Annotated in this window: 22 protein-coding genes; 18 read left to right on the forward strand and 4 right to left on the reverse strand. The window is 38.0% G+C overall.

Features of this window, described 5'->3' with window-relative positions; all coding sequences use genetic code 11:
• Window positions 1-382: 382 nt before the first annotated feature.
• Both ACP3T3_RS03855 and ACP3T3_RS03860 read right to left on the reverse strand, forming a co-directional pair.
• The gene (locus tag ACP3T3_RS03855) at window positions 383-1,963 is read right to left on the reverse strand and encodes an ATP-dependent DNA ligase (RefSeq protein ID WP_426478609.1); all 1,581 of its coding nucleotides are present in this window, start codon (window positions 1,961-1,963) and stop codon (window positions 383-385) included.
• Complete coding sequence (locus tag ACP3T3_RS03860) at window positions 1,960-2,982, reverse strand: ligase-associated DNA damage response exonuclease (protein ID WP_426478610.1); 1,023 nt, start codon at window positions 2,980-2,982, stop codon at window positions 1,960-1,962. The genes ACP3T3_RS03855 and ACP3T3_RS03860 overlap by 4 nt, the downstream gene beginning before the upstream one ends.
• Window positions 2,983-3,250: 268 nt before the next feature.
• Here ACP3T3_RS03860 and ACP3T3_RS03865 point away from each other — a divergent pair, with 268 nt between their 5' ends.
• Window positions 3,251-3,877, forward strand: coding sequence for a CatA-like O-acetyltransferase (locus ACP3T3_RS03865; RefSeq protein WP_426478611.1), 627 nt, complete (start codon window positions 3,251-3,253; stop codon window positions 3,875-3,877).
• Between the two features lie 490 nt (window positions 3,878-4,367).
• Window positions 4,368-4,709, forward strand: coding sequence for a helix-turn-helix transcriptional regulator (locus tag ACP3T3_RS03870; RefSeq protein ID WP_426478612.1), 342 nt, complete (start codon window positions 4,368-4,370; stop codon window positions 4,707-4,709).
• 14 nt (window positions 4,710-4,723) lie between these two features.
• On the opposite strand, the gene ACP3T3_RS03875 is transcribed toward ACP3T3_RS03870, so the two are convergent.
• On the reverse strand, window positions 4,724-5,455 hold the full coding sequence (locus tag ACP3T3_RS03875; protein ID WP_426478613.1) for an MBL fold metallo-hydrolase: 732 nt from the start codon (window positions 5,453-5,455) through the stop codon (window positions 4,724-4,726).
• 239 nt (window positions 5,456-5,694) lie between these two features.
• Between ACP3T3_RS03875 and ACP3T3_RS03880 the strand changes: the two genes are divergently transcribed.
• The 8 genes from ACP3T3_RS03880 (at window position 5,695) to ACP3T3_RS03915 (ending at window position 11,073) form a co-directional block, all read left to right on the forward strand.
• Window positions 5,695-6,879 (forward strand): MFS transporter, encoded by a 1,185-nt coding sequence (locus ACP3T3_RS03880; RefSeq protein WP_426478614.1) that lies wholly within the window; start codon window positions 5,695-5,697, stop codon window positions 6,877-6,879.
• Between the two features lie 100 nt (window positions 6,880-6,979).
• Window positions 6,980-7,180: a hypothetical protein gene (locus tag ACP3T3_RS03885; protein WP_426478615.1), complete on the forward strand. Its 201-nt coding sequence runs from the start codon at window positions 6,980-6,982 to the stop codon at window positions 7,178-7,180.
• 14 nt (window positions 7,181-7,194) lie between these two features.
• Complete coding sequence (locus tag ACP3T3_RS03890; protein ID WP_426478616.1) at window positions 7,195-7,425, forward strand: hypothetical protein; 231 nt, start codon at window positions 7,195-7,197, stop codon at window positions 7,423-7,425.
• A 74-nt stretch (window positions 7,426-7,499) separates the two neighbouring features.
• On the forward strand, window positions 7,500-8,201 hold the full coding sequence (locus ACP3T3_RS03895) for a DsbA family oxidoreductase (RefSeq protein WP_426478617.1): 702 nt from the start codon (window positions 7,500-7,502) through the stop codon (window positions 8,199-8,201).
• Window positions 8,202-8,303: 102 nt separating this feature from the next.
• Window positions 8,304-8,885 carry a nucleosidase gene (locus ACP3T3_RS03900; protein WP_426478618.1) on the forward strand — a complete coding sequence of 194 codons (582 nt, stop codon included), beginning with the start codon at window positions 8,304-8,306 and terminating at the stop codon, window positions 8,883-8,885.
• A 17-nt stretch (window positions 8,886-8,902) separates the two neighbouring features.
• Window positions 8,903-9,424 carry a GNAT family N-acetyltransferase gene (locus tag ACP3T3_RS03905; RefSeq protein ID WP_426478619.1) on the forward strand — a complete coding sequence of 174 codons (522 nt, stop codon included), beginning with the start codon at window positions 8,903-8,905 and terminating at the stop codon, window positions 9,422-9,424.
• 97 nt (window positions 9,425-9,521) lie between these two features.
• Entirely contained in the window at window positions 9,522-10,097 is a 576-nt protein-coding gene (locus ACP3T3_RS03910; protein WP_426478620.1) for a Crp/Fnr family transcriptional regulator, read from the forward strand.
• Between the two features lie 163 nt (window positions 10,098-10,260).
• Entirely contained in the window at window positions 10,261-11,073 is an 813-nt protein-coding gene (locus ACP3T3_RS03915; RefSeq protein ID WP_426478621.1) for an alpha/beta hydrolase, read from the forward strand.
• A 273-nt stretch (window positions 11,074-11,346) separates the two neighbouring features.
• Here the strand turns inward: ACP3T3_RS03915 and ACP3T3_RS03920 are convergent, their stop codons facing one another.
• A complete protein-coding gene (locus ACP3T3_RS03920; protein WP_426478622.1) occupies window positions 11,347-12,444 on the reverse strand; it encodes a TauD/TfdA family dioxygenase in 1,098 nt (365 codons plus the stop codon).
• Between the two features lie 216 nt (window positions 12,445-12,660).
• Here ACP3T3_RS03920 and ACP3T3_RS03925 point away from each other — a divergent pair, with 216 nt between their 5' ends.
• From ACP3T3_RS03925 to ACP3T3_RS03960, 8 genes are read left to right on the forward strand one after another with little or no spacing between them, the layout of a single operon-like run.
• Entirely contained in the window at window positions 12,661-14,187 is a 1,527-nt protein-coding gene (locus tag ACP3T3_RS03925) for a pyridoxal phosphate-dependent decarboxylase family protein (protein ID WP_426478623.1), read from the forward strand.
• Window positions 14,159-16,567 (forward strand): GNAT family N-acetyltransferase, encoded by a 2,409-nt coding sequence (locus ACP3T3_RS03930; RefSeq protein ID WP_426478624.1) that lies wholly within the window; start codon window positions 14,159-14,161, stop codon window positions 16,565-16,567. Before ACP3T3_RS03925 ends, ACP3T3_RS03930 begins: the two co-directional genes overlap by 29 nt.
• Window positions 16,560-17,876, forward strand: a complete 1,317-nt coding sequence (locus ACP3T3_RS03935; protein WP_426478625.1) for a lysine N(6)-hydroxylase/L-ornithine N(5)-oxygenase family protein — start codon at window positions 16,560-16,562, stop codon at window positions 17,874-17,876. Before ACP3T3_RS03930 ends, ACP3T3_RS03935 begins: the two co-directional genes overlap by 8 nt.
• A 7-nt stretch (window positions 17,877-17,883) precedes the next feature.
• A complete protein-coding gene (locus tag ACP3T3_RS03940; RefSeq protein ID WP_426478626.1) occupies window positions 17,884-19,695 on the forward strand; it encodes an IucA/IucC family protein in 1,812 nt (603 codons plus the stop codon).
• Window positions 19,692-21,095: an MATE family efflux transporter gene (locus tag ACP3T3_RS03945; protein WP_426478627.1), complete on the forward strand. Its 1,404-nt coding sequence runs from the start codon at window positions 19,692-19,694 to the stop codon at window positions 21,093-21,095. Before ACP3T3_RS03940 ends, ACP3T3_RS03945 begins: the two co-directional genes overlap by 4 nt.
• A gap of 1 nt (window position 21,096) precedes the next feature.
• A complete protein-coding gene (locus ACP3T3_RS03950; RefSeq protein WP_047374822.1) occupies window positions 21,097-21,342 on the forward strand; it encodes an acyl carrier protein in 246 nt (81 codons plus the stop codon).
• Between the two features lie 4 nt (window positions 21,343-21,346).
• Window positions 21,347-22,735, forward strand: coding sequence for an AMP-binding protein (locus ACP3T3_RS03955; RefSeq protein ID WP_426478628.1), 1,389 nt, complete (start codon window positions 21,347-21,349; stop codon window positions 22,733-22,735).
• Window positions 22,722-25,163, forward strand: a complete 2,442-nt coding sequence (locus ACP3T3_RS03960; protein ID WP_426478629.1) for a TonB-dependent siderophore receptor — start codon at window positions 22,722-22,724, stop codon at window positions 25,161-25,163. Before ACP3T3_RS03955 ends, ACP3T3_RS03960 begins: the two co-directional genes overlap by 14 nt.

Genomic DNA, 25,163 nt, shown 5'->3' on the forward strand with positions numbered 1-25,163 from the left:
TCAAAAGCTGCCAATTTATATTTGATTTAAATTTTTAACGCAAAAGGCGCTAGATTTTATATGATATTATTTTATTTTCGATCGCAAGGGCGTTTTACTCAGCAAAGACAATTCTTACTATCGCTGAACGGAGTGTCTTTGCGAACAAAAATATTACTTATTAGCTAAAAACTCTTTCGTCATTGCGATAAAACATTATTGTATTAATTTTTGTTTTATAAATGCAAGGTGCGCTAAGATTTTATATGATATTGTTTAAATTTTCGATCGCAAGGGCGTTTCACTTAGCAAAGACAATTCTTACTATCGCTGAACGGAGTGTCTTTGCGAACAAAAAATATTACGCTTAAGTAAAAAGTCATTGCGCCATTGCGTTAAAATATTACTGTATTAATTTTTTAATTTCTTCCAAATCATCAATTTCGTCTACGGTTTTGTCTTTCCGCCATCTGACAATTCTTGGAAACCGCAGGGCTACACCACTTTTATGACGGTTGCTGAAACCTATGCCTTCAAAAGCAATTTCGAAGACCAGTTCTGCTTTTACGGTTCTTACAGGACCGAATTTCTCAATCGCATTTTTGGTCACAAACCGGCTCACTTCCATGATTTCTTTATCTGTGAGTCCTGAATAGGCTTTGGCAATGGTTACTAAAGTATCTCCGTTTTTCACGGCAAAGGTATAATCGGTGTAATAGGCACTTCGTCTGCCGCTTCCTTTTTGGGCATAGATAAGAACGGCATCAATAGTAAAAGGATTGATTTTCCACTTCCACCAGTCGCCTTTTTTCCTTCCGGAATGATAAGGGGAATTTTTCTGTTTCAGCATTAACCCTTCGCTGTTTACTTCCCGTGAATTTTCCCTGAGCGCATTCAGTTCTTCCCATTTTTCAAACTCCAGGCTTTTGGAAATACTGATGCGTTCCGGATTTTCATTCAGTAATAATTCTTCAAGCAAGGCTCTTCTTGCGGAAATTGGTTTTTCCCGCAGATCATTGTTTTCAAGCTCCAGTAAATCATAGACAAAGATCTCTATCGGAATTTCCGAGAGCATTTTTTTAGTTAAAGTTTTTCTATTTAATCTTTTCTGTAATTCATTAAAATTTAATACTTTACCGTCTTTCACTGCAAGTATTTCTCCATCTATGACAAAGCTGCCTTTCATGGCTTTTACCACTTCAGCAATTTCTGGAAATTGTTCGGTGACAAGTTCTTCACCTCTTGACCAGATGAAAACTTCATCATTTCTTCTGATGATCTGTCCCCGTATTCCATCCCACTTATATTCTACAAGCCATTCATCGGGATTTCCGAGATCTTTAGTTTCCTTTTCCAATGGATAGGCAAGGCAGAAAGGATAAGGCTTTGAGTTGTCCGGGTTTATATTTTCAGCATCAACAAGCTCTTTGAAAGAAACTTCATCCGGCAGCCATTTTCCCATTAAACTGTGCATCAGTGCACTCGGTTCCTGCCCTGAAAATTTGGTGAGCGCATTGATCAATGTTTTATCTGAAACTCCGATCCGGAAACTTCCGCCAATTAATTTATTGAAAATCAAGCGTTCGGTATAATCCAGCCCATTCCATGATTGCAGTACAAATTGTTTTTTTTCTGTATCTGTTTTACCTTTCAAGCCGACGATATCATTCATCCATTCCGATAAGGATTGTTCTATTTTTTCCTGCGGGGGCGGAAGAATTAATGATAAGGTTTCTCCAAGATCTCCTACAGATGAATAAGACTCCTGAAACAGCCAGTAAGGAAGTTTTGTGATTTCCAGGGCCCATTCTTTCATGTAATTGGTATTGACATTCCTCTTGGGCTTTTTTCCTATAAATAAGGCAATAAACCATACTTTATCTTCATCAGGAGCACGTTCCAGGTAATCAATGATGGCATCAATTTTAGCATTGGTTTTATTGGTGGTTTCCAAGGCGTTGATCAGTTCTGCAAAATGTCTCATGGCTCCGGGTTTTCAAGGGTTTCTTTTTCAGATTCTTCTTCATCCTCACCAAACAATGTCTCCACAACATCAGCCCTGACACCAATTTCGTTCAGATATTTTGAAAAGATTTCCGTCTGTCCGTGGGTAACGTGTACGAGTTCGGCTTCGGTGGCTTTTACGGTTTGCAGTAATCCTTTCCAGTCTGCATGATCACTCATGGCAAATCCGGCATCTGCACTCCGCCACCTTCTTGCACCGCGCACCTGCATCCAGCCGGAGCATATCGCAGTAGCGGAATCAGGAATCTTTTTAATGATATTGCTGTCAAGTAAAGCAGGCGGTACAATGACAATTTCATGTTCTACTTCCTTCGGACGTTCTCTGAAATCTGCAATGGTATATTCAGGAAGATCAATTCCTACTGTTTCAAAGGCTTCATTCAGTTTTCCGATGGAATAATGGACGTATATTTTTCCCAATTCTTCCACTGCCTTCATTATACGCTGGGCTTTTCCCAAAGAATATCCGATGAAAACAGAGGTTTTATTGTTTTCTTTATTTTTCAGTACCCAGCTCTGGAGTTTTTTATTTAAATCCGGAACTTCCAGCCAGTTGTAAATGGGCAGGCCAAAAGTACTTTCTGTGACAAATTCATTGCATTTTACCAGCTCGAAAGGTGTACTCAGCCCATCTTCCTGAACTTTATAATCTCCTGAAATTACCGTCACATATCCTTTATATTCAAGCCTTATCTGTGCAGAACCTATAATATGCCCGGCAGGATGAAGTGAAAGTTTTACCCCATTGATGATGATAACTTCTCCATATTCTACACTCTGGCATTCGATATCCGTTCCGATTCTCTGATGAAGAATAGGTTTGGTAAAATGGTGGCAAAGGTATTTTTTCATTCCCCAGCGGGCGTGATCAGCATGACCATGGGTAATAACGGCCATATCTACAGGTCTCCATGGATCTATATAGAATTTTCCCTGAGGACAATAGATGCCTTTTTTTGTAAATGTGATTAATTTCAATGGTGTGACTGGTTTTTCAGGTATGCTTCAAAAACTTAACCAAAATACAATGGTTCAATAAATTTTATGATCAACATATAGCTTTTCGACAAGTATACTGAAACTTTTGAAATGCTTATACGATATTTTATAAACTTTAGTATTCCATTGATATTTCATTGTAATAAGACGCTTTATGGTTTAAAAACAGTCAGCGCAGTAAAATGTTATTTTTAAGAATTTTAGTAAAAATCACAAAAAATGCTGAAATTTGCGGCAAATAAGAATAATGAAGATTGTAGACATAAAAAACTGGAACAGGAGGGAGCACTTTGAATTTTTCTCTGGCATGGCAAGCCCATATTTAGGATTAACAACGGAAGTAGACTGTACAAAAGCGTATGAGACAGCAAAAGAAAAAGGATATTCATTTTTTGCCTATTATTTTCACAAGTCAATGGCAGCTGTCAATACCGTTGATGAGCTCAAGCTTAGAATCATTGACGGTCAGGTTGTACAGTTTGATACGGTTCATGCCGGCAGCACAATCGGGAGACCGGACGGTACTTTCGGTTTTTCATTCACTCATTTTTCAGAAGATTTTGAAACCTTTAATGCTGCTCTGCAGGAAGAAATAAAAGGAGTTCATCAGACTTCAGGCCTTAGATTAAGTAATGAAAGACTGGGCAAAGATCACGTAAGGCATACCACCATTCCTTGGAATTCTTTCAGTGCTATCCTGCATCCTACAGATTTTAATACTTCAGAATCGGTTCCTAAAATTGCTTTTGGAAAATTCAATATCCGTGACGGCAGAAAATATCTTCCGGTTTCTATTGAAGCCCACCATGGATTGGCAGACGGGATTCATCTTGCCCAATATCTGGAAGAATTTCAGAGGCAGCTTGACCAATAATTGAAAACTATAATGTATCAGAAATCCGGATTTAAAATAATTCCGGATTTTTTTATGGTTATTGCTGTTATGAACGGATGAAAAACATTGATTGAGATCATAAAAAGTAAAGCGGGTAACATTGTACATTTACACTCTGTCAATAATGCAATGACGGAGTAACTGAAAAACAGATTAGCATTTTTATTTACGGTATAACGTGGTATCTATGTGGTACACGGTTTTAATAAAATTTTAATCATTTTTTCTTTCTTTGCCATTATAAAATGGGGATAAATTCCGTAGATATTCATTTTTTATGTAATCATTTTTTAGCTACACATTATTTGTTTTTAAATGACTGCATAATAGTAACAAAAACTAATTAAATCTTGAAAATATCAAAATTATTTATTCTCCAGATTACCATATCAGCCCAGATTGATCAGAGAAAATCTTATACAGATGTACAAAATATTTCACATCTGAAATAAGTAGATGAAAAAGTATTATGAAAAATAAAAGAACAGAAACTCATTTAGAGGATTTAACCCAAAAGATTCTTGTGCAGGATGAAATAATGGCATTAGCCAAAACAAATTCTCCGCGCCTGCTGAATAAATTCAGATTGGTATATCCGGATTTTTTTAAAAAGTTATCCGCTATTCAGCCTTCCCTTAAAAATTCTGAATTGATCTTTTGTATTTACCTTAAGCTCAATATGACTACCAAGGAAATTGCAACCTGTATTTTTGTGACTCCAAAAGCCATACAAAACAGGAAAAACAGAATCAGAAAAAAGCTTAATATCCCTTCTGAATTTGATATCTACAAATGGTTTAATGAAATTTAAACCATTTTTTTTGTTTAAAATTCTACAATAGCTTTATCCAGATCATGATAAAGAAGAACTTTCCAGCGGTTTTCTTTTGCTTCTTTCTCCCATTTAAGCCGTAATTGCATTGCTTTTCTCCCATCGAAATCACTTTTATAGGCTAAATGGTATTTTATATAAGAAGCCTGTGGAAGATCATCAGCCCCGTAGAAAACCGTTTCTCCATTTTCCCTGATCCAGAAAACCTGCATAAAAGGAGTGTGTCCGCCCACCACTTCATAGGAAATTTCATCTGTGATTTCTCCTTCATCTTCATTCATCCATATAATATTCGGGAGTTGAATCAGCTTTTCCAGCATACCAAAATCAAAAGAAGGATTGCCTTTTTTTTCCATCGCAAAATCCAGTTCACGTTTCTGAATATAGATCTGAGCTTTCGGAAAAGTAGCCTCAAAGCCATTTTCTGTAAGTTTTACAGCACCTTCAATATGATCTTTGTGAAGATGAGACAATAATAGCTTTGTGATTTGCTCAGGAAGGATATTTTCTCTCTCCAGAATTTCTGAAACCACTGTTTTTCCGGAGTCATTTTTCCAGCCAATACCTGCATCCAAAAAGATATAGTCATTTTCAGTAATGATGAGAAAAGGCTGTACAGACATTTTGATTCCTCCGATATTATCAAAATTTTCTTCTGTTAAAAGAGTAAAATCTTTGGTTTTGCTTGCCGAAAAATTGCCTTCTTTAAGTGGAATAATTTTCATGATACAAATTTCTGTAATATTTCTAATATCCAAAAAGAGTTTCATCGATATATATCATCAATAAAAACAATTATACAGACAGCATACTGAAATTATTTTACTTACCTGAAAAATACAGCTTCATTCATAAAAATGTAAAGAAATAAGCATGGTATTTTCTTTTTTTAATGATTATCTTTGATCTCTTAAAATCAGGCAGTATCAACTGTCAGTCAACTTTCAAATAAAATTTATACGCAATGCAGGAGCGTTCTTCCCAGGGTATTTCCCGTACCGTCATCTGGCTTATGGCCATTATTTCAGGATTAGTGGTTGCCAACAATTATTATAATCAGCCTTTACTGGCACTCATTTCTGAAGAACTTCAGGTTTCTGAGAGTGCTGCAAGTAAAATCTCTGTATTGACACAGATAGGCTACGCTTTGGGACTGCTGCTGATTGTTCCGTTGGGAGATAAGTTTTTCCGCAAGAAATTAATTTTAATTGATCTGTTTCTGGTTTTCGGATCACTTTTATGGATGACTTTTGCCACTCAGTTGTGGATGCTGTATGCCGCCAGTTTACTGATAGGAGCTACCTCGGTTATTCCGCAGCTGTTTGTACCCATTGCCGCAGAACTTTCATCAGATAAAGAAAAATCCTCCAATATCGGACTGGTCATGTCAGGATTATTGCTGGGAATCCTTCTTTCCCGTTTTATAGGAGGAATTGTAGGAGAAGTATGGGGTTGGAGAGCCATGTTTGGTATTGCTGCAGGGCTGATGATTCTGGTTTGGCTGGCTGTCTATAAAATGCTTCCTGAAATGTCTCCTAACTTTAAAGGTTCCTACAAAGAACTGATGCGTTCTGTTGCCCAGCTTGCGAAAACACAGCCTGTTCTTCAGCTGGCTTCTTTCCGTGGAGCTATGGCATTTGGGTCTATGTGTGCTTTGTTTACCACCTTGGTTTTTCATATGGAGAAACCACCTTTTAATGCCGGATCATCGGTAGTGGGAAGTTTTGGATTAGCTGGTGCTGTAGGCGCTTTAGCGGCAGCCAAAGTAGGAAAATTGCAAAAGTATCTGGATATTAACCGGATTATATTGTATTCTTTATTGATTGTCATTGGAAGCTGGGGCTTTACTTATTTTGCAGGAGAAACCTATTGGGGACTGATTGTAGGAGTGATTCTTGTGGATCTGGGAGTACAGTCGAGCCATATTATGAACCAAACCAATTATTTTCTGATTAAATCAAATGCTGTCAACAGGCTGAATACCGTGTATATGGTTTCTTATTTCATCGGAGGATCATTGGGAACCTGGCTGGCTTCCATCGCCTGGCAAAAAGCTCAGTGGACCGGCGTCTGTTTTGTAGGGACTGTATTTGGTGTATTGGCTTTGATAGCACATGTCTTATTTTGTAAAAGAGTTAATAAAGCATAAATCAGAATTTGTTTTACATTTCTGATTCTTTTAAGTTTGGGGGGATTTTATCTGCGATAAAATCCCCCCAAACTTTTTTATTTAATTCTACAGCATCTTCTTGTGCCTGTTTGGAATTATTGGAGTATTCGCCAATGGAGTTGCCGGAAAAATGCTTAATAAAAATGTAGCAGGTACAACTGCTATCTTCCTTTCGGGAACCATTTTAGTGCTTATTCTTCTCTATTTTTCAGACGGAAATGTATGGGCAACGATTGCCGTTATCGGAATCTGGAGATTCTGTATTCACCCAGCTTTTTGAATGTATCTGCCTATATGATCTCTTCAGCTCCGGAATCACTGGAATTTGCCAATAGTCTGGCCACATCGTTCGGAAACCTTGGAGTAAGAGTAGGAACTACTATCGGAGGATGGATAATCGTTACAGAAGGAGTAGAGTATATTCCATGGATAGGTTTGGCTTTTGGACTTCTTGCATTTCTGATGATGATCTTAAAAATGGTAGTAGAGAAACGCAGTCAGGTACTTTCCATCTGTCAGAGTTAAACTGTAATAGTTTTTGTTACATTAAATAAAATACACTATCTTTACACTATTAATTTGATGTAAAATTAAATACAATGAAAATAGAAATCTGGTCGGACGTGATGTGTCCGTTTTGTTATATCGGAAAGAATAATTTTGAGCAGGCTTTGAATAAGCTTCCTTTTAAAGATGAAGTAGAAGTGGAGTGGAAAAGCTTTCAGCTTGATCCTACTTTAGATCCGAAAGAAACTCAGGATACCATTCAGTATTTCAGAGAAAAGAAAGGAGTTCCTGAAGCTCAGGCAACACAAATGTTGGGTCAGGTTACCCAGATGGGAAAAGGAGCCGGAATTGATTTTGATTTTGGAAAAACTTTGATCACCAACACTTTCAGCGCTCATAAACTGCTTCATTTGGCTAAAAAGCACAACAAATCCAATGAAATGGAAGAAGCATTATTTATTGCTCACTTTATTGACGGGAAAAATGTAGGAGATGCAGAAGTTTTAGTGTCTCTTGCTGAAAATTTAGGAATTGATAAAGAAGAAGCAAGACAGGCAGTTACAACGGATCAATTGGATGATGAAGTGAATCAGGATATTCAGGAGGCAAGAAACAATGGCATTTCCGGAGTTCCCTTCTTTGTTCTGAATGGTAAATATGCCGTTTCCGGAGCTCAGCCTGTAGAAGCGTTTGAAAATGCACTTCAGCAGACTTACAAAGAAACGGTGAGCCCGTTTAAGGATCTTTCCGGTGAAAACGGAGCTTCCTGTGATGCAGACGGATGCAGTATTTAAGATATCAAAACCCCAAAATAGTTTTATTTTGGGGTTTTTAATTGAATAGAGTCTCGTATCTTTGTATTACAGCGACACCAGCTGTATAAATCTGATTTCTCAATGATAAAAATTAACAACGACACTCATTATTCAATTGATGATACCCTTTTTGTTTTTGCATTAGATTCCGAAGCGGGAACAGTTTTCGACGATAAAAATAAATTAATTACCGGCATCGGAAAGGTGAACGCGGCCATTGAACTAACCAAAGAAATTCACGCAAGAAAACCTAAACTGATCGTGAATCTGGGTTCTGCCGGAAGTAAAGGATTTCACAAAGGTGAAGTAGTATGCTGTACAAAATTTATTCAGCGTGACATGGATGTAAGGGGACTTGGATTTAAACTATATGAAACACCATTATCCGGAGTGCCGCCTGTATTGGAATATGGTCTTAAAATGGATATCCTTAAAGAAGGAATCTGCGGAAGTGGTGACAGTTTTGAAATGAACCATTCTGAAACTGATTATAATATTGTTGATATGGAAGCCTATCCGTTAGCATTGATTGCCCAAAAGGAAAACATCCCGTTTCTATGCCTGAAATATATCTCTGACGATGCAGGAAGTGACGCAGCAGACGACTGGAGCGTACAGGTACATCTGGCTTCTGAAGCATTTAAGAAAATTCTTTTTTCATAACATTTATTCTTACCATCATGAGCTCAATCATTATTAACAAAGCCTCGGCTGAGGATGTAGAAATTGTACAAAATCTAGGAATTCAAACCTTTTCTGAAACGTTTGCAGAAGATAATACGGAAGAGGCCATGAAAAAATATCTGGAAGAAAGCTTCAATACCGAAAAGATAAAATCAGAGCTTAATAACCCGGATTCTCATTTTTATATTGCCTGGGAAGAGGATAATCCCGTAGGTTACCTGAAAGTCAATTCTGACAAGGCACAGACAGAACTTCAGGATGATACAAGCCTTGAAATTGAAAGAATTTATGTGAAGAAAAGCCATCATGGGAAAAAAGTAGGCCAGCTTCTTTATAACCAGGCCTTAGAAACAGCTCGGCAGCTCAACAAATCATACCTGTGGCTTGGGGTTTGGGAAGAAAATCTAAGAGCTTTACAATTTTACAGAAAAAACGGATTCGTTGAGTTTGATAAACATATCTTCAGGCTTGGAGAAGAAGAACAGACGGATCTGATGATGAAAAAAGTGTTGGATTAATTTTGTTCAAAACAGAAAGATTGTATTTAACCACTGATTACACAGATTTTCACAGATGATTAGGTAATACAATTCTTTATACCTTCTAAATACCAAAATGAATCATTCAGAATTTGTAAAGCATATTAATCAGTATTATCCTTTATCCAAAGAAACGGTTGAAGACTTATTGAATATCTGTACCGAAGAATATTATCACAAAAATGATCTTCTGCTGGAATCCGGTTCTATGGCAAGGTATTATTATTTTATTAAATCAGGGCTGATAGGCTATTATACGGTAGATGAACAGGGAAATAATATTTATAAAATCTTCTTCGAGGAAAACAGCTTTGCTGCTTCCACAGCAGCCATTATTAAAAATGTACCCAGCGATTTCAATATCATTGCACTGGAAGACAGCTCTGTAGTCCAATATCCTGCAAAAGCCTACCGTGAATTACTTAAAAAGCATCATGACCTTGCCCTTTTTCATATAAATTACCTTGAAAAGAACTGGGTAGTAAAAAAAGAACCTCTGGAAGTATCCCTGAGGTATGAAACAGCAAAAAAACGGCATTTGCAGTTACTGGAAAATCAATCTTTATACAACAGACTGAAACAGCACCAAATTGCTTCTTATCTTGGAATAACGCCTACACAGCTAAGCCGGATAAAAAAGGAAATCAGCTGATATTTCTAAATCTAAGTGGAAAATAAATTAAAAAAAGCGTCAACATATGTTGAGGCTTTTTTACTTTTTCTGCTGCAATTTTGCTTTGTCAGAAGATCATTGGTACATTATATGTTCTATAATTAAAGAACTTGTGACTATTATTAATTCAACACTTTTCAACATGAAGAAGCTTATCAACATTGTATTTGTACTGACGGCATGTATTCAGTTATCAGCACAAAAAATTATTCATCAGGAAATTTTCAGTCCGAAAATGAATAAAAAAATTAAAACAATAATTATTACCCCGAATCTTCAGCCTAATACAACCTATCCGTCTGTATATATTCTGCACGGTTTCAGCGGCAATCCGGATAGAATCATTAAACAGGATATTCCGGATCTGGTAAAAAAAGCACAGGAATTTAAAACAATCTATGTGCTTCCGGATGGAAATTACAGTTCGTGGTATGTAGACAGTCCGATCGTTAAGGATTCACAATATCAAACCTTTATTGGGAAAGAGCTGGTAGAATTTATTGATAAAAATTATCCGGTAAAAGCAGAGAAAAAATCCCGCGGAATTTTGGGATGGAGCATGGGAGGTTACGGGGCAACCAATATCGGGATTACTTATAATAAAACGTTTGGTATTGTAGGAAGTTCTTGCGGAGCGCTGGATTTCAATTCATTCGGAGAAGGTTATCAGAAATATATGGTGAATAAAGTGCTGGGACCACTGGAATCTATCAATCCCAACTTCCTTACAGACAGTAAAATAAAACTGATGGCAGGAGCAGGACAGCAATATATTTTCGATTGCGGTACAGAAGATACCCAAATGATCAACATGAATAGAAATTTTCATAAAAAACTGACAGAAATGAAGGTTCAGCATCTCTATACAGAGTCTTTGGGAGGACACGTCCCGGAATATTGGAGCAGATCATTATCTGAGCAATTGTCGTTGTTTGACAGGTTTTTTAAACAGTAAAATTATAAACTTTTAAGTTTTGGTTAAAGCCATGGAAATTTATATTTAATTATTAAACGGGCTAAAGCCCATTCCTATTGAATATTGATTAGTTTTTATATCAATAGAAGTGGGCTTTATCCCGCTTGTTTTTGTTGTTAATACAAGATTGGCTTTAGCCGAAACTTACCTCATTAACCTTTAACAAGGGTTAACCAGAAAAAAAATCCTTTTTGAGCCATGCCCAAAAAGGATTTCGACTGATTGATGTTCAAATGCTAACAGGTCAGCCTATTAAAAGTGTTGAAAGTTTTTACCCAAATGTTCCTCTATCACAAAGAACGGATCTTCTGTAAGTGTATGTGCTCTCATATCAATAAGGCTCACTTTACTCATCATACGAAGCATGATTCTTCTCTCGCACGGATGTTCTATTCCGTCAATATTTCTTACTCCGGCACGAAAAGCCGATCTCCCGTGAGCACATAAATGATTGTTCACCAGAATAACGTCTCCTGCCTGAGGCGTAAATCCTGAGTAAATCAAATGTCTGGCTTCCTCCCAGAACTCATGCAGCGTACTTTGTGCTTCCTCCGATTGTCTTATGCTGGAATTAAAAAGCTGTTCTGCAGCGTCAAATCGCATAAACGGAAGACTATAATTACCATACAGTACAGCATCTAATGTTTCTTCTTCATTTTCTGCTGTTTCCAGGTTGGCATCTTTCGGAATTTTATAAATACGCTCAAAAAGAGGTCTGTAATTTTCCCCGATTGATTCATGAGAACGGATAGAATAAAGAGTAGAAGGAACCTGTTCTTCATTTCTTACATACATAAAGCTTAAAAAATCGGCCTGATGTTTCAGAAAAGCGTCTTCTGTATGCACATACAAATCTGTTGAAGACCCTGATCCGGTTTGCGTTTCCTTCATTTTTTCGTCAGGAATGATGGCATGAATCAATCCGCCTCCTTTACGCTGTGAATAATATTGTACAGGTTTTGACGGAAGTGCCCCATGGATAAGTGCACATGCAAAACCATATAAATTAAATTTTGAATAATCTGCCGCCTGCCAATTGGGAGGAGTAGATCCTATATCCTCCTGATCGATATCCATTAATCCCGTAAAGATCAGTGCACCATACTGATTTTTTGAAAAATCACTCGCAAAATCAGCCGCTATATTTAAAATTCTTTCCGGTAGAAAATAAGACGCCAGCTGATGTACATGCTTTATAAAATCACGGTTTTCATAATTGTCATACTTTTTCTGAAGATGCAGAGCCGCATCTTTTATCATTCTTCTTTCCTGAGAGGTGACTTCTATGACCGTAGGAAGCAGTTTTACCGCTGTTGAACAGTCTTTATCTAAAATTTCTGTAGAATTCATTAAAAAAAATTTGGTGTTAAATAATAATTTTTATCTTTGTTTTTAATTATTCTAAATAACAATAACCGAGTCAAATTTAGTAATAATTTCACAACCACCAAATAAAATATAATAAAAAATGTAAAAAATAAAAACCTGACTATCAGATATATATACTCATATATCAAAAAACCCACAACAACTCACAGATTAAAAAAATCACATTACAAAATTTTTATGAACAACAATTTAATATCCCTGGAAGAGCTCGTAGGCACAACTTCACCTCACATTTCGGGGAATTTTGGGAATATTTTTCATCCTGACAATTATGATCATTATCGTAATGCTGTCAATAGTACTTTAGACCTGGTTCAGGAATTTCTTCACAGAAACAACAAGCCTTTCAGTGGTATAGAAGCCAAAACAATGAAAGGAATGGTACAACAGATTGATCTTAATCAAAAACTTTCCAATTATAACGAGCTTCTGGCAGAAGTAGATGATATTTATGTAAAACATGCCACAGCTTTTCACCTGCCACAATATGTAGCGCACCTTAACTGTCCTGTAGTAATCCCGGCATTGGCAGGAGAAATCCTTGTAAGTGCCATCAATTCTTCACAGGATACTTATGATCAGAGTGCAGGCGGAACTTTTATGGAAAGAAAACTGATCGACTGGACTGCCGGTCAGATCGGATATAATACGAATGAAAGCGACGGTGTTTTCACCGCGGGGGGCTCACAGAGCAATTTAATGGGATTGGTCATGATGCGTGACTGTTTTTCTCAGAAAAGATATAACCACAACATTAAAATGGATGGTCTGCCAGCGGAGGCAAGCCGTTTCAGAATATTTGTTTCAGATAAATCTCACTTCAGCAATTTGAAAAATGCTTCCATTATGGGACTGGGTGAGAAAAGTATTGTTAAAGTGCCTACTGATGACCGTTTCCGTATGGATATTTCTCTTTTGAAAAAATACATTAAGAGGGAAGAACAGTTAGGAAACATTCCTATTGGAATCGTGGCTACCGCTGGAACCACAGACTTTGGAAATATCGATCCATTAGATGATATCGCCAATATTGCGGAACAATATAACATCTGGATGCACGTAGATGCAGCTTACGGTTGTGCTTTATTATTAAGCGAAAAATACCGTGATCTGATCAACGGTATTGAAAGAGCAGACTCCGTAACGATAGATTACCACAAATCATTCTTCCAACCCATTAGCAGCAGTGCTTTTATTGTTAAAAATAAAAAAGAACTGCTGATTCTTAAACACCACGCTGATTATCTGAATCCGAAAGAAATGGACGAAGAGGAAATTCCGGCACAGATCAATAAATCCATTACCCAGAGTACCCGAAGATTTGATGCTTTAAAACTTTGGTTTACCCTAAGAATGATGGGGAAAGAACAGTTGGCAGAATACACAGACACGGTGATTGATCTTACCAAAGATGCTGCAGCCATGATTACTGAAGATGCAGATTTTGAGCTTCTTTCAGATTCGGACTTAAGTGTTCTTGTTTTCAGATATGTAAATCCGGAAATCAATGATCTGAATGCCCTGAATCAGTACATCAAGATGAAATTGTTCTACAGCGGAGAAATCCTTGTAGCAAGTACCAAAGTGGATGGAAACTTCTATCTGAAGTTTACGTTCCTGAACCCGATTACAACTACGGAAGACATTCATCAAATTCTCACCACAATCAAAAATTATGGAAAAGACTTTAATTCAGAAAAATAAAACGGGAGAAAAAGCCCGGGAAATTACTTTCAGAATTCTGCTGAACGGAATGCTGAGAGAACTGGGAAACGGAAAATTCTATCAGGGCGTTCCGAAATATGATCTTCTCACGGCAAAAGCTCTTCAAAACAGTGATTATTCATTGTTTATGAGATTTGAAATGAAGAAAAGCGGACTGTTTGTATTTGCTCCGGTTTCCTATCGTTCCGAAACTCTTTTTCATGAATACGGACCTGTTTTGTGGGCGGTAGATCATCAAAATCAGGAAGTTTTTGAAGTTAATGATCAAAAACTGACTGAGTTGGTTTACAAAGAGTTTTCTGAAACGACCTATGAAAAAGGATTCCAACAATTTGTGGAAAGAATTCAGAGCAGTTTAAGAAACCTGGAACTGACAACAGAAGCCTGTCTTCAGGATGATCAGCTTTTAACGTATTCTTTTTTGGAATCTGAGCAAATGCTTCCGGCAGGACATAATCTGCATCCTTTCACCAAGTCAAGAATGGCATTTTCTGAGGAAGAACAGTTGTTATACAGTCCTGAATTCGGGAAAGGATTTCAGCTGGATTATTTCCTGATTCATAAAGACTGCATTACAGAAAAATCTCTTCCAGGGATTTCAGCCAAAGAAATATTCGAAAAATGGGTATCCATACCGGAAAGCTATAATTTTGAAAACATAAATGATTTTTATATAGTTCCGTGCCATCCATGGGAAGCACAATATGTTTTAGCATCCGAAGAATACCCTGAAATGCTGGGTTCCGGGAAAATCATTCACATCGGGCCATTGGGAGAAGACTTTTATGCAACATCTTCTATAAGAACAGTATACAATCCGGACTTCAGCTGGATGTTGAAATTTTCTCTCCATGTTTTAATGACAGGCTCTGTAAGAACAAACAGCTTAAAAGATCTCAACAGAGGATATGCTTCCGCAATCTGGTGGCAGCATCAAAAAGCTTCATTTGAACAAGATTTCCCGAATTTTAAATTATTGCTGGAACCTTCCACGTTAAGCGTTCATTATGAGGGAAAAAATATGGACAGTCTGAATATACTGCTCCGTGAAAATCCTTTTTCAAATGACGATAAAGTCATTTTATTAGCAAGGCTTTGTCAGGATGAATCTACAGACGGGTTCAATTTTACAACGCATTTCTTTAAAAATGTTGCCAATCAACTAGGCATAGATACAGAAAAAGCAGCTATTATCTGGTTTGAAAAGTATGTAAACCTATTGCTTTCTCCTTTAAATAGATTGTACAATCAATTAGGTATGGCGCCGGAAGTTCATCAGCAGAACTTACTTATTCAGCTGGATAATCAATTGCTTCCTCAGTCTATTTACGTGAGAGACGGGCAAGGGTATCTGATCAAAGAAAGCTTCAAAGGAAAGTATGAATCTCTAATTAAAGATTACCCTGAAGTGGAAGATCTTTTCATTAGAGATGAGCGTCTTCTGGACATTATTTCTCACCATCTTCTGGTAAGTAATCTGAGCGCATTGATTGCTTCAATAGGTAAAACAGGATTGGTTAAAGAAAGAAGACTGATTCATATTCTGTACAGGGAGTTTGAAAACCTTCATGAAACTGAACCTTCATCGTTGACAGATTATGCATTGAATCAAAGATATTGGGCCGTAAAATCAAACCTTCAGTCGGCGGTTGCTGATGTAGATGGAGGTGTAAATGCTTCCTCAATTTCTTATGCTAAAGTTCCAAACCTTCTTCACAAGCATTTCTTCTCGGATCAGTTAATTAATCCGCAGGGAACAGAAGTTTTCTTTAAAAGATACTTCCAGAAAGAAGATGTGACGATGAGTATGCGTCCCATAGATCTTGAAAATGACCTTGAAATGCTTCATGAATGGTTCAACCGTGAACACGCCGTTAAAATCTGGCAGATGAACTGGCCCATTGATGAGCTTGAAACGTATTACAGGCTGATGCTTCCAAGTGATGAAGCACACAGTTATATCATTGCAGGAAACGATGAACCTTCTTGTAATATAGAGGTGTATTGGGCTTGCAGAGATATTGTAGGCGATTATTATGAAGTACTGCCTACCGATTACGGAACACACCAGTTTATTGCACCTATTGATCCTAAAAAGAAATTTGTATCTCCATCCACTCAATCTATGGTTGACTATGTTTTTGCACAGCCACAGGTAGGAAAAATGGTAGGCGAAGGATCTGTAGACTCTCTTGCGTCTATGATGAACAAAGCCCATGTAGGATTTAAAGTAGAAAAAGTAATTGAAATGCCTCATAAAAAAGCCAACCTGAACTTCTGTTACAGAGAATGGTACTGGGAAAAATTCCCACAGAATAAAGAGGTACAAATCACCACAAACATCACAAAAAATGACTAACGAAGCCGTATACAATGTAATAGGCATAGGTATTGGCCCATTTAATCTTGGACTTGCCGCATTATCCAATCCGATTACGGAACTGAAAACCCTTTTCCTGGACCAGAGAGATGGTTTCGACTGGCACCCGGGACTGATGATTGACCATGTAACCCTGCAGACTCCATTTTTATGCGACTGCGTATCCATGGCTGATCCTACCAATCCTTTAAGCCTTCTGAACTATCTGAAGGAAACCGGAAGACTGTATAAGTTTTTTATCAGAGAAGATTTTTTCATTCCGAGAAAAGAATACAACCGTTACTGCCAATGGGTGATTGAGCAGCTTCCACAATGCCGTTTTTCTACTCAGGTAGTAGATATTACGTATGAAGATGGTTTATATCATGTAACTACGATTCACATCAAAACCAAAGAAACTACGGTTTTTAAAACGGAAAGACTGATTTTGGGAACAGGAACACAGCCTCATATTCCTTCTTTCATTCCGAAGGATGATTCCCGTGTTATTCATACAAGTTCTTATCTGTACAGAAAAGAAGAACTTTTGTCTCAGGGTAAAAAAATAGCGATTATCGGTTCTGGCCAGAGTTCAGCAGAAGTTTTTTATGATCTTCTTCAAAACAGGAATGAAGAAACACAACTGGGATGGTATTCCCGTCCGGACAGATTTTTCCCTATGGAATATTCTAAACTGACACTGGAGCTTACTTCACCTGATTATGTAGAATATTTCTACAACAGAAGCGAGTCTGCAAGGAAAACCATTTTAAGCAAACAGCAGGCTCAGTTTAAAGGAATCAATTATAATCTGATCAATGATATTTACGACTTTATTTATGATCTGAATATCGATAACGCCGATCCAAATCTTAAAATTATTCCAAACAGCCAGCTGAATAGAGTAGACAACAGCAATCCGGATTTCATCAATCTTGAATTTACCCAACTGGAACAGGAAGTACCTTATGATCAGGAAGCAGATTATCTGATTCTGGGAACCGGATACCGCTATCACGAGCCTGCATTCTTAAAGAATATTCAGGATAGAATCAAGAGAGATTCCAGCGGATTGTTTGATGTTAACAGAAATTATTCAATAGACCACAACGGAGGAGAAATCTATGTACTTCACGCTGAAGTTCATACCCATAGCTATATTTCTACGGATCTGGGAATGGCTGCTTACCGTAATTCCTACATCATCAATGATATTTTGGGAAGAGAGCATTATAAAATTGAAAAGAAAATTGCTTTCCAGGATTTCGATGTGGAAAAATATGCTGATTTACCAACTGCCAAAATTTAATCAAAAAATGAACACCAACTTAAAAAATACAGTAAGCCAGGAAAACTGGAATCAGGCCAACAGAAACCTAATGGCCAAAACCATCGCAGAACTGATGCACGAAGAGCTTCTAAAACCTGTGGTAACCTTTGAAAATAAAAACGGATATACTGTTTTTACCCTTGAAACCGGAGTAGAAAATATTATCTACAGCTTCCGCGGACAGGAAAGAATGATGGATTACTGGCATATTGATAAAGACAGTATTACAAAAACAGAAAACGGTGAAGATTTGTCTTCTGTAGATGTAGCGGCTTTCTTTCTGGAAATGCAGACTGTTTTTGACTTAGATCCTTATACCATTGCAAGATACACGGAAGAATTACTGCATACTTTGTATTGTGATGCTTTAATCTTATCAAGAGGAGTAATGTCTTCAAAAGAGCTTGCTGATGCAGATTATCAGACGGTAGAGCACAATATGACCGGACATCCTTGGGTAATTGTGAACAAAAGCCGATTAGGTTTTTCTCCTCGCGACCTGAAAACATTTGCTCCTGAAGCCGATGAAAATTTAAAAGTAATCTGGATGGCTTCTCATAAAAGCAGATCATCATTCCAGTCTTTGGAACATATCAACAGAGATGAGTTTTACCGTTCTGAAATAGGAGAGGATTTATATAATGATTTTCAGCAGCAGTTGTTAAACAAAAGAAAAGTTGTTGAAGATTATCATTTTATTCCTGTACATCCATGGCAGTGGGAGCATAAGCTTCAGATTCATTTTGCGGGAGATATTGCTTCCGGACTTTTAATTCAATTAGGAGAGGGTAGTGATACCTACAGTCCGCAGCAGAGTATCCGTACTTTATTCAATGTGGATCATCCTAAAAAGAGATATCTGAAAACGGCTGTTTCTATTCTGAGTACGGGAAATATCAGAGGATTATCCCCTAAACAGATGAAAATTGCTCCAGCCATTACAGACTGGGTAAAAGGTTTGATTAAAGACGATGCTTATCTGGAGAATAAAGAAACTATTTTCTTAGGAGAAGAGGCTGCAATTACCTATCTGCACCCACAATATGGGGCTATTGCCAGTGTACCCTATCAATATAATGAATTCCTTGGCGCATTATGGAGAGAAAGTGCTGAAAACTACTTGAAAGAAGACGAACAAATGGTAACCATGGCCTCTTTACTTTATGTAGATGAAAATGGAGTTCCATTGGTTCAGGCCTTTGCAGAAAAAGCAGGTGTGAGTATCAAAGAATGGATTGAAAGCTATCTTGATGCCTATCTTACCCCATTATTACACATTTATTACACCCATTCATTATGTGTAACGCCACATGGAGAAAACATTATGGTTGTTTTGAAAAATGGAATTCCAAAAAGAATCGTAATCAAAGATTTTGTGGATGATATTGTACTTACCACAGAAGCCAGAGAAAAACTTCCTGCACACCTTGCAGACGGTTTGATTCAGTCTTCCAACAAAGAAAATATCCCGTTGTTTATTTTGCTTGGCGTTTTTGATGCCTTCTTCAGATATCTGTCGAATGCTTTGCATACCTATTCCAACTTTAATGAAGAAACATTCTGGGAATTGGTTCACAACTGTGTAGAAAATTATAAAGCTGAGAATACCCATCTTCAGGAACGTTACGAAAAGTATGACTTGTATGTGCCGGCATTCAAAAGATTCTATATCAACAGTCTGCGTCTGAAAAATAACGGTTACAGTGAAAACAAAGCATTTGCCATTCCGAGAAAAGACGGAGCGCTGCCTAATCCGCTGTATCAGATTGCCAATAAAAATTCAGTAGCAGCAGTATGAGGAGATTCCTGCATATACTAAAAGAAGGAGCGGTTTTTACGTATGGTGCCATAGCCGGAAAGAAAGTCGAACTGACTTCCGGAAGTATCAACCGTTCCATCTTTAGTCTTGCCATTCCCATGGTGATGGAACTTGTCATGGAATCTGTTTTTGTGAGTGTCAATCTATTGGTTATCGCAAAATTAGGAGACAAGGTTCTTGGGCTTGTGGGAATTACAGATAACTACATCAACTTTGCCTATGCCATCGCAGTAGGTTTGGGGATTGCAGCAGCAACGCTTACCGCCAGAAGAGCGGGTGAAAAAGATAAAGAAGGAATGGGCAGAACGGCCCAATATATCATCTTGCTGGCTCTGCTTTTTGCAGTGCTTATTGGTGGAATTTCCTGCTTTTTCGCATCAGAAATTGTTGATTTTCTGGGAATCAATGCCAGTACGGTAACTGAAGGCGTTTCTTTCTCAAGACTGGTCTTCCTGAGTATCGGGCTTGTGATTCTCCGTCTTTCTGTGAATGGACTTTTCAGAGGAGCAGGTGATGCCGATATTGCCATGAAATCGCTTTGGATCTGCCATATTTCCAATATCATCTTTGCAGTGATCCTTGTTTTCGGATTAGGATTTATTCCTGCTTTTGGATTGATGGGATTGGCGTATGCTACAGTTTTATCAAGGCTTTTAGGGGTTTTATATCAGGCTTTTGTATTTGCCACAGGAAAAACCAGTATCAACATCAGAGTTCCTTTACAGCTTGATATTCCATTGCTGCAAAAGATTCTGAAAATAGCCTTTGGAGGATTGGTTCAATATATCATCCCAACATCCAGCTGGCTGATTATGGTGAAGATCATCTCCACTTTCGGAACCACAGCACTTGCAGGATATATCATTGCCCAGCGTATTGCTTCCGTGGCTACAATGCCTGCATGGGGAATAGGAAATGCTGCGGGAGTTCTTACTGGCCAGAATCTGGGTGCCGGAGAACCGGAACGTGCTGAAAAAACAGTTTGGAGAGCCGGAACCATCAACATGACGTATCTGGTACTGGTAGCCTTATTCTGGCAGATTGAAGCGGAATATGTGGTGAAATTTTTCACTACAGAACCGGAAGTCGCCAGATATGCGGTTCAATATATTCATGTGGTTTCTATGGCGTATCTGCTGTTAGGATTCACCATGGTGATCAGCCGTGCTCTGAATGCGGCCGGAAACATATTACAGGTAACGCTGTTGTACCTCGTCATGTTTTATGTGATTCAGCTTCCTCTGGCTTATCTCTTAGGAGTGAGATTTCAGTGGGAACTGAGAGGAATATTTACTGCCATTGTTTCTTCGGAAATTGTTTTGGCTGTGCTATTCCTCATGATTTTTAAAAATGGAAAATGGAAAACTATAAAAATTTAAAATGAACACTACAGAAGAATTTTATGAAATTATCGCCTCTGCCATCGCCATAAAAAAAGAATTGGTAGATGAAAAACTAACATATCAGGAAATCCCGGAATGGGATTCTATGTCTCATCTTCTGATCGTAGAAGCGCTTGAACAGTTTTATCAGATCAAATTTGATTTTAATGATATTCTGGAGATGGGAACCGTCGGCAAGATTCGCGAAAAAATGAAAAAATACGAAGTATTCGTAGAAAACTAAGCCTATGAAAATTTTAGAAAATGTAATTGCCAATAAGAACTTGGGGTTTACAGATGCTTCCACCGGTACAACAATACCGGTGGGAACACTGTACCGGTCTTTAGGCTTAAACCCGGTAGAAAAAGGGCTGCTCTTTTTGTACAATGACAATCAGCTGTCAAGTATTGAAGTGCTTCTCAATTTTTACGGAACAGCACACACGATTGCCGTACTGGGGCAGAAACTGCATGAGGAATTCAAAGAACGTATTGAGGCAGAATACCGTCCGAAATACATCTTTGATCCACAGAGAGAAGCCATTGAAGGATATACTCTGAAAGCATTCTCAGACAGCATCAGCATCTTTGCAAAGGATGATTATAAGAGTGAAGTTACCATTCACCCTGATATCAAAATCCTTTTGAGTACGTCTGGAACAACAGGTGTTCCGAAACTCGTTAAATTATCTGATGAAAGCCTTTATCAGAACGCATTGAGCATCCTTCAGTACATGCCGATTCAGGGAACGGATGTAGTTCCTTTAAATGTTCCGATCAACTTTGTATACGGATTCTCTATTTTCACCACCAACTGTATGCGTGCCGGAAGAATCGTGTGTACAGATAAAGACATTATGCAGAAAGCATTCTGGGATGAAATGGAGGAGTATGGGTACAGCACTTTGGGCGGAGTTCCTTTCCTTTATGAAAATCTGAACAGAATAGGCTTTTTCAGAAAAGATTCTCCAAGCCTGAGATATTTTACCCATACCGGAGGGGTGATCAACGCTGAGTTGAGAAAAACGATTTTCTCTTATTGTCATGAATTTAAAAAAGAATTTTTTGCACAATACGGACAAACGGAAGCAGGAGGAAGAATGGCTTACCTAACCACAGAAGGATTGCTGGAAGAAGAAACATCAATCGGGAATGTAGTAGAAAGAGGAAGCTTTACAATTGATTCTGAAACGGATGAATTGCTGTTTTCTCATGTCAGTGTTTTCGGAGGCTATGCCAATAAACTGGAAGATCTTGCTACTTATGAGCAGCCTTCTGTACTGCATACCGGAGATACTGCCAGAAAAGGTGAAAACGGAATTTATTATATCACAGGAAGAATAAAACGTATCATGAAGCTTTTCGGAATACGTCTTAATCTCGATGAGGTAGAATTTATCCTTAAAAATGAAATGCAGGGCAATACCTTCGTATGTCTGAATGCCAATGATAAAAAAATCGTGGTGTTGTATGACAATCCAGATATTGATCCTCAGATCATCACCGAAACCATTAAAAATAAACTGCGTATCAACCCGCAATATGTACGCACAGAACGTATAGAATCTTTCCCATTATCACAAAACGGTAAAATAAACTATCCCCTGTTACAAAAATTACAGCATGAAAACATCTAAAACCCTTATATTACTTCTTGGTCTTGCTTTATCTTCCAACTCGCTATCTGCACAACAGGGCGACAGAATTCATGGCAAAATCATGCTGTCTGAAAAAGCACCGGTAAAAAACGCTGTCTTAAGACTTGTCAACACGTCTTATCAGGCAAAAACCAATAATTTAGGAGAATATTACTTTGAAAATGTGCCATCTGGAGAATATACGCTTCAGGTGGTTTTAAATGACATTGAACTGATGAGGGAACCCATCCACATTCAGAAAGATGTTTATGAAATTCCTGCAATCTATGCCCCTTTACACAATAATGTAATTGAGGGAATTACCGTATATGCAGTGAGCAGAAATAAATTTTTGGATAAAGACAGTACTTCAGTGGCTAAAATGCCTTTGAAAGTTCTTGAAAATCCACAGGCTTATACAAGCATCAACCAGCAGATCATGAAAGAACAGATTACTTACGATATTTCGGAAGTACTGAAAAATGTTCCGGGTATGGTGAAAATGCAGGGAAGCCCGGGAAGAGGTTCGGGAGACGGAAGTTTCTACTACAGCCTTAGAGGTTTTCCTACCAAAGTATCTATGGTAGATGGTGTACCGGCCAATACCAATGGTGAAATAGATCCTGCCGATCTTGAGCGTCTGGAAGTCATCAAAGGCCCATCAGGAACATTGTATGGAGGTGCTGTAACTTCCTTTGGAGGCCTGATTAATGCGGTAACCAAAAAACCGAAAGATTATTTTGGAGGAGAGGCTTCTTATCTGATGGGAAGCTACAACCTGAACCGTGTAACGGCTGATGTCTACGGCCCGATTACAGAATCCAGAAATATGTTATTCCGTTTGAATGCCGCTTATCAGTATCAGAATGGTTTCAGGGATTCTGAATTCAGAAAATCATTCTTTGTAGCTCCTACGATAAGCTATGAAGTGAATGACAGATTGAAATTCAATTTAGGAGCTCAGATTTACAATTATGAAGGAACCAATACACCGATTATTTTCCTTGCGAGAACAAGACCATACTTCGCCCACAATCCGGACGAACTTGGTTTCGACTGGAAAAAATCGTATTCCAATAATGATATTACTTTAAAAGCACCATCTATCAACGTAAAAGCGGAGGCGAATTACAAAATTTCAGATAAATGGACGTCACAAACCTTGCTTTCAAGAAACTTCAGAAAGACAGAAGGATTATATCAATACCAGTTTATAAGAGGAAATACAAGTGATGCCATGCTGGAACGTAACGTACAGTGGCAGAACTCGGAAGCCTCTTCTACAAGTATTCAGCAGAACTTTAATGGAGAATTTAAAATCGGAAGTATTAAAAATAAAATATTGATCGGATTGGATTATCTGAATCAAACCATCAACAACAACCATTCCCCAATTGTAGTCTTTGATAATGTCAACGGACAAAGCTTAGAAGGTTATCCGAATATTTCTAAGGATCTTGCCCTTCAAAAAATCCAGGCATTTACCCAGGCAGCCATTCAGGCTGGCAAAACTCCTTTGGTAAGAAATAATTCTGCTTCAAACCTTTATGGAGCTTATATTTCAAACGTTACTTATATTACAGACCGTTTGATTACCCTTTTAAGCTTGCGTATGGATCATTACGAAAGTAAAGGACAACTGAACCTGAGTAACAATACCAGAACCGGAGATTTTAATCAGACTGCATGGTCTCCAAAAGTAGGAATTGTATACCAGATCCTTAAAGATCAGTTATGTGCCTATGGTAACTATATGAATGGTTTCAGTTATACAGCACCTGTTGCACAGCAGCTTCCGGACATTAGTGGAGAGATGAAACCTCAGATGGCGAATCAGTGGGAAGTAGGATTGAAAGGAAACCTTTGGAGAAACAAGGTTAATTTTACTGTTTCATATTACGATATCCTTGTTGACAATATCCAGAGAGGAAGCGGTGTAATCCGTGACGGAAAAGAGTACAACATTGTTGTTCAGGATGGAAAACAAAGAAGTAAAGGGATTGAAATTGAAACCATCATGAACCCTGTTCAGGGATTAAACATCATGGCCGGATATAGCTATAACCACAGCAGATATGAAAAAGCAGATCCAGCTGTAGACGGGCGTCGTCCGGAATCTGCAGGTCCTGCGAATGTATTCAATTCATGGATCAGTTATATCCTTCCAATTAAAGGACTTCAGGGACTTGGAGTTGGTTTTGGAGTAAACCGTGTTGGAAAACAGATTACCGGAAATAAAACCGTTACCGGACAGTTTGCATTCCCTGCTTATACTTTAGTGGACGCTTCCATCTCCCTTGAAAAAGAAAGATACAGATTAGGATTTAAAATGAATAACCTGGGCAATGTACAATATTTTGCAGGGCAGGGAGTGGTAGTCGCTCAGATGCCTCGTAATTTTGTCGCTGAGGTAAGCTTTAAATTTTAA

Source organism: Chryseobacterium sp. CBSDS_008 (assembly GCF_049959325.1).
In the GTDB taxonomy this organism is placed as follows: Bacteria; Bacteroidota; Bacteroidia; order Flavobacteriales; family Weeksellaceae; genus Chryseobacterium.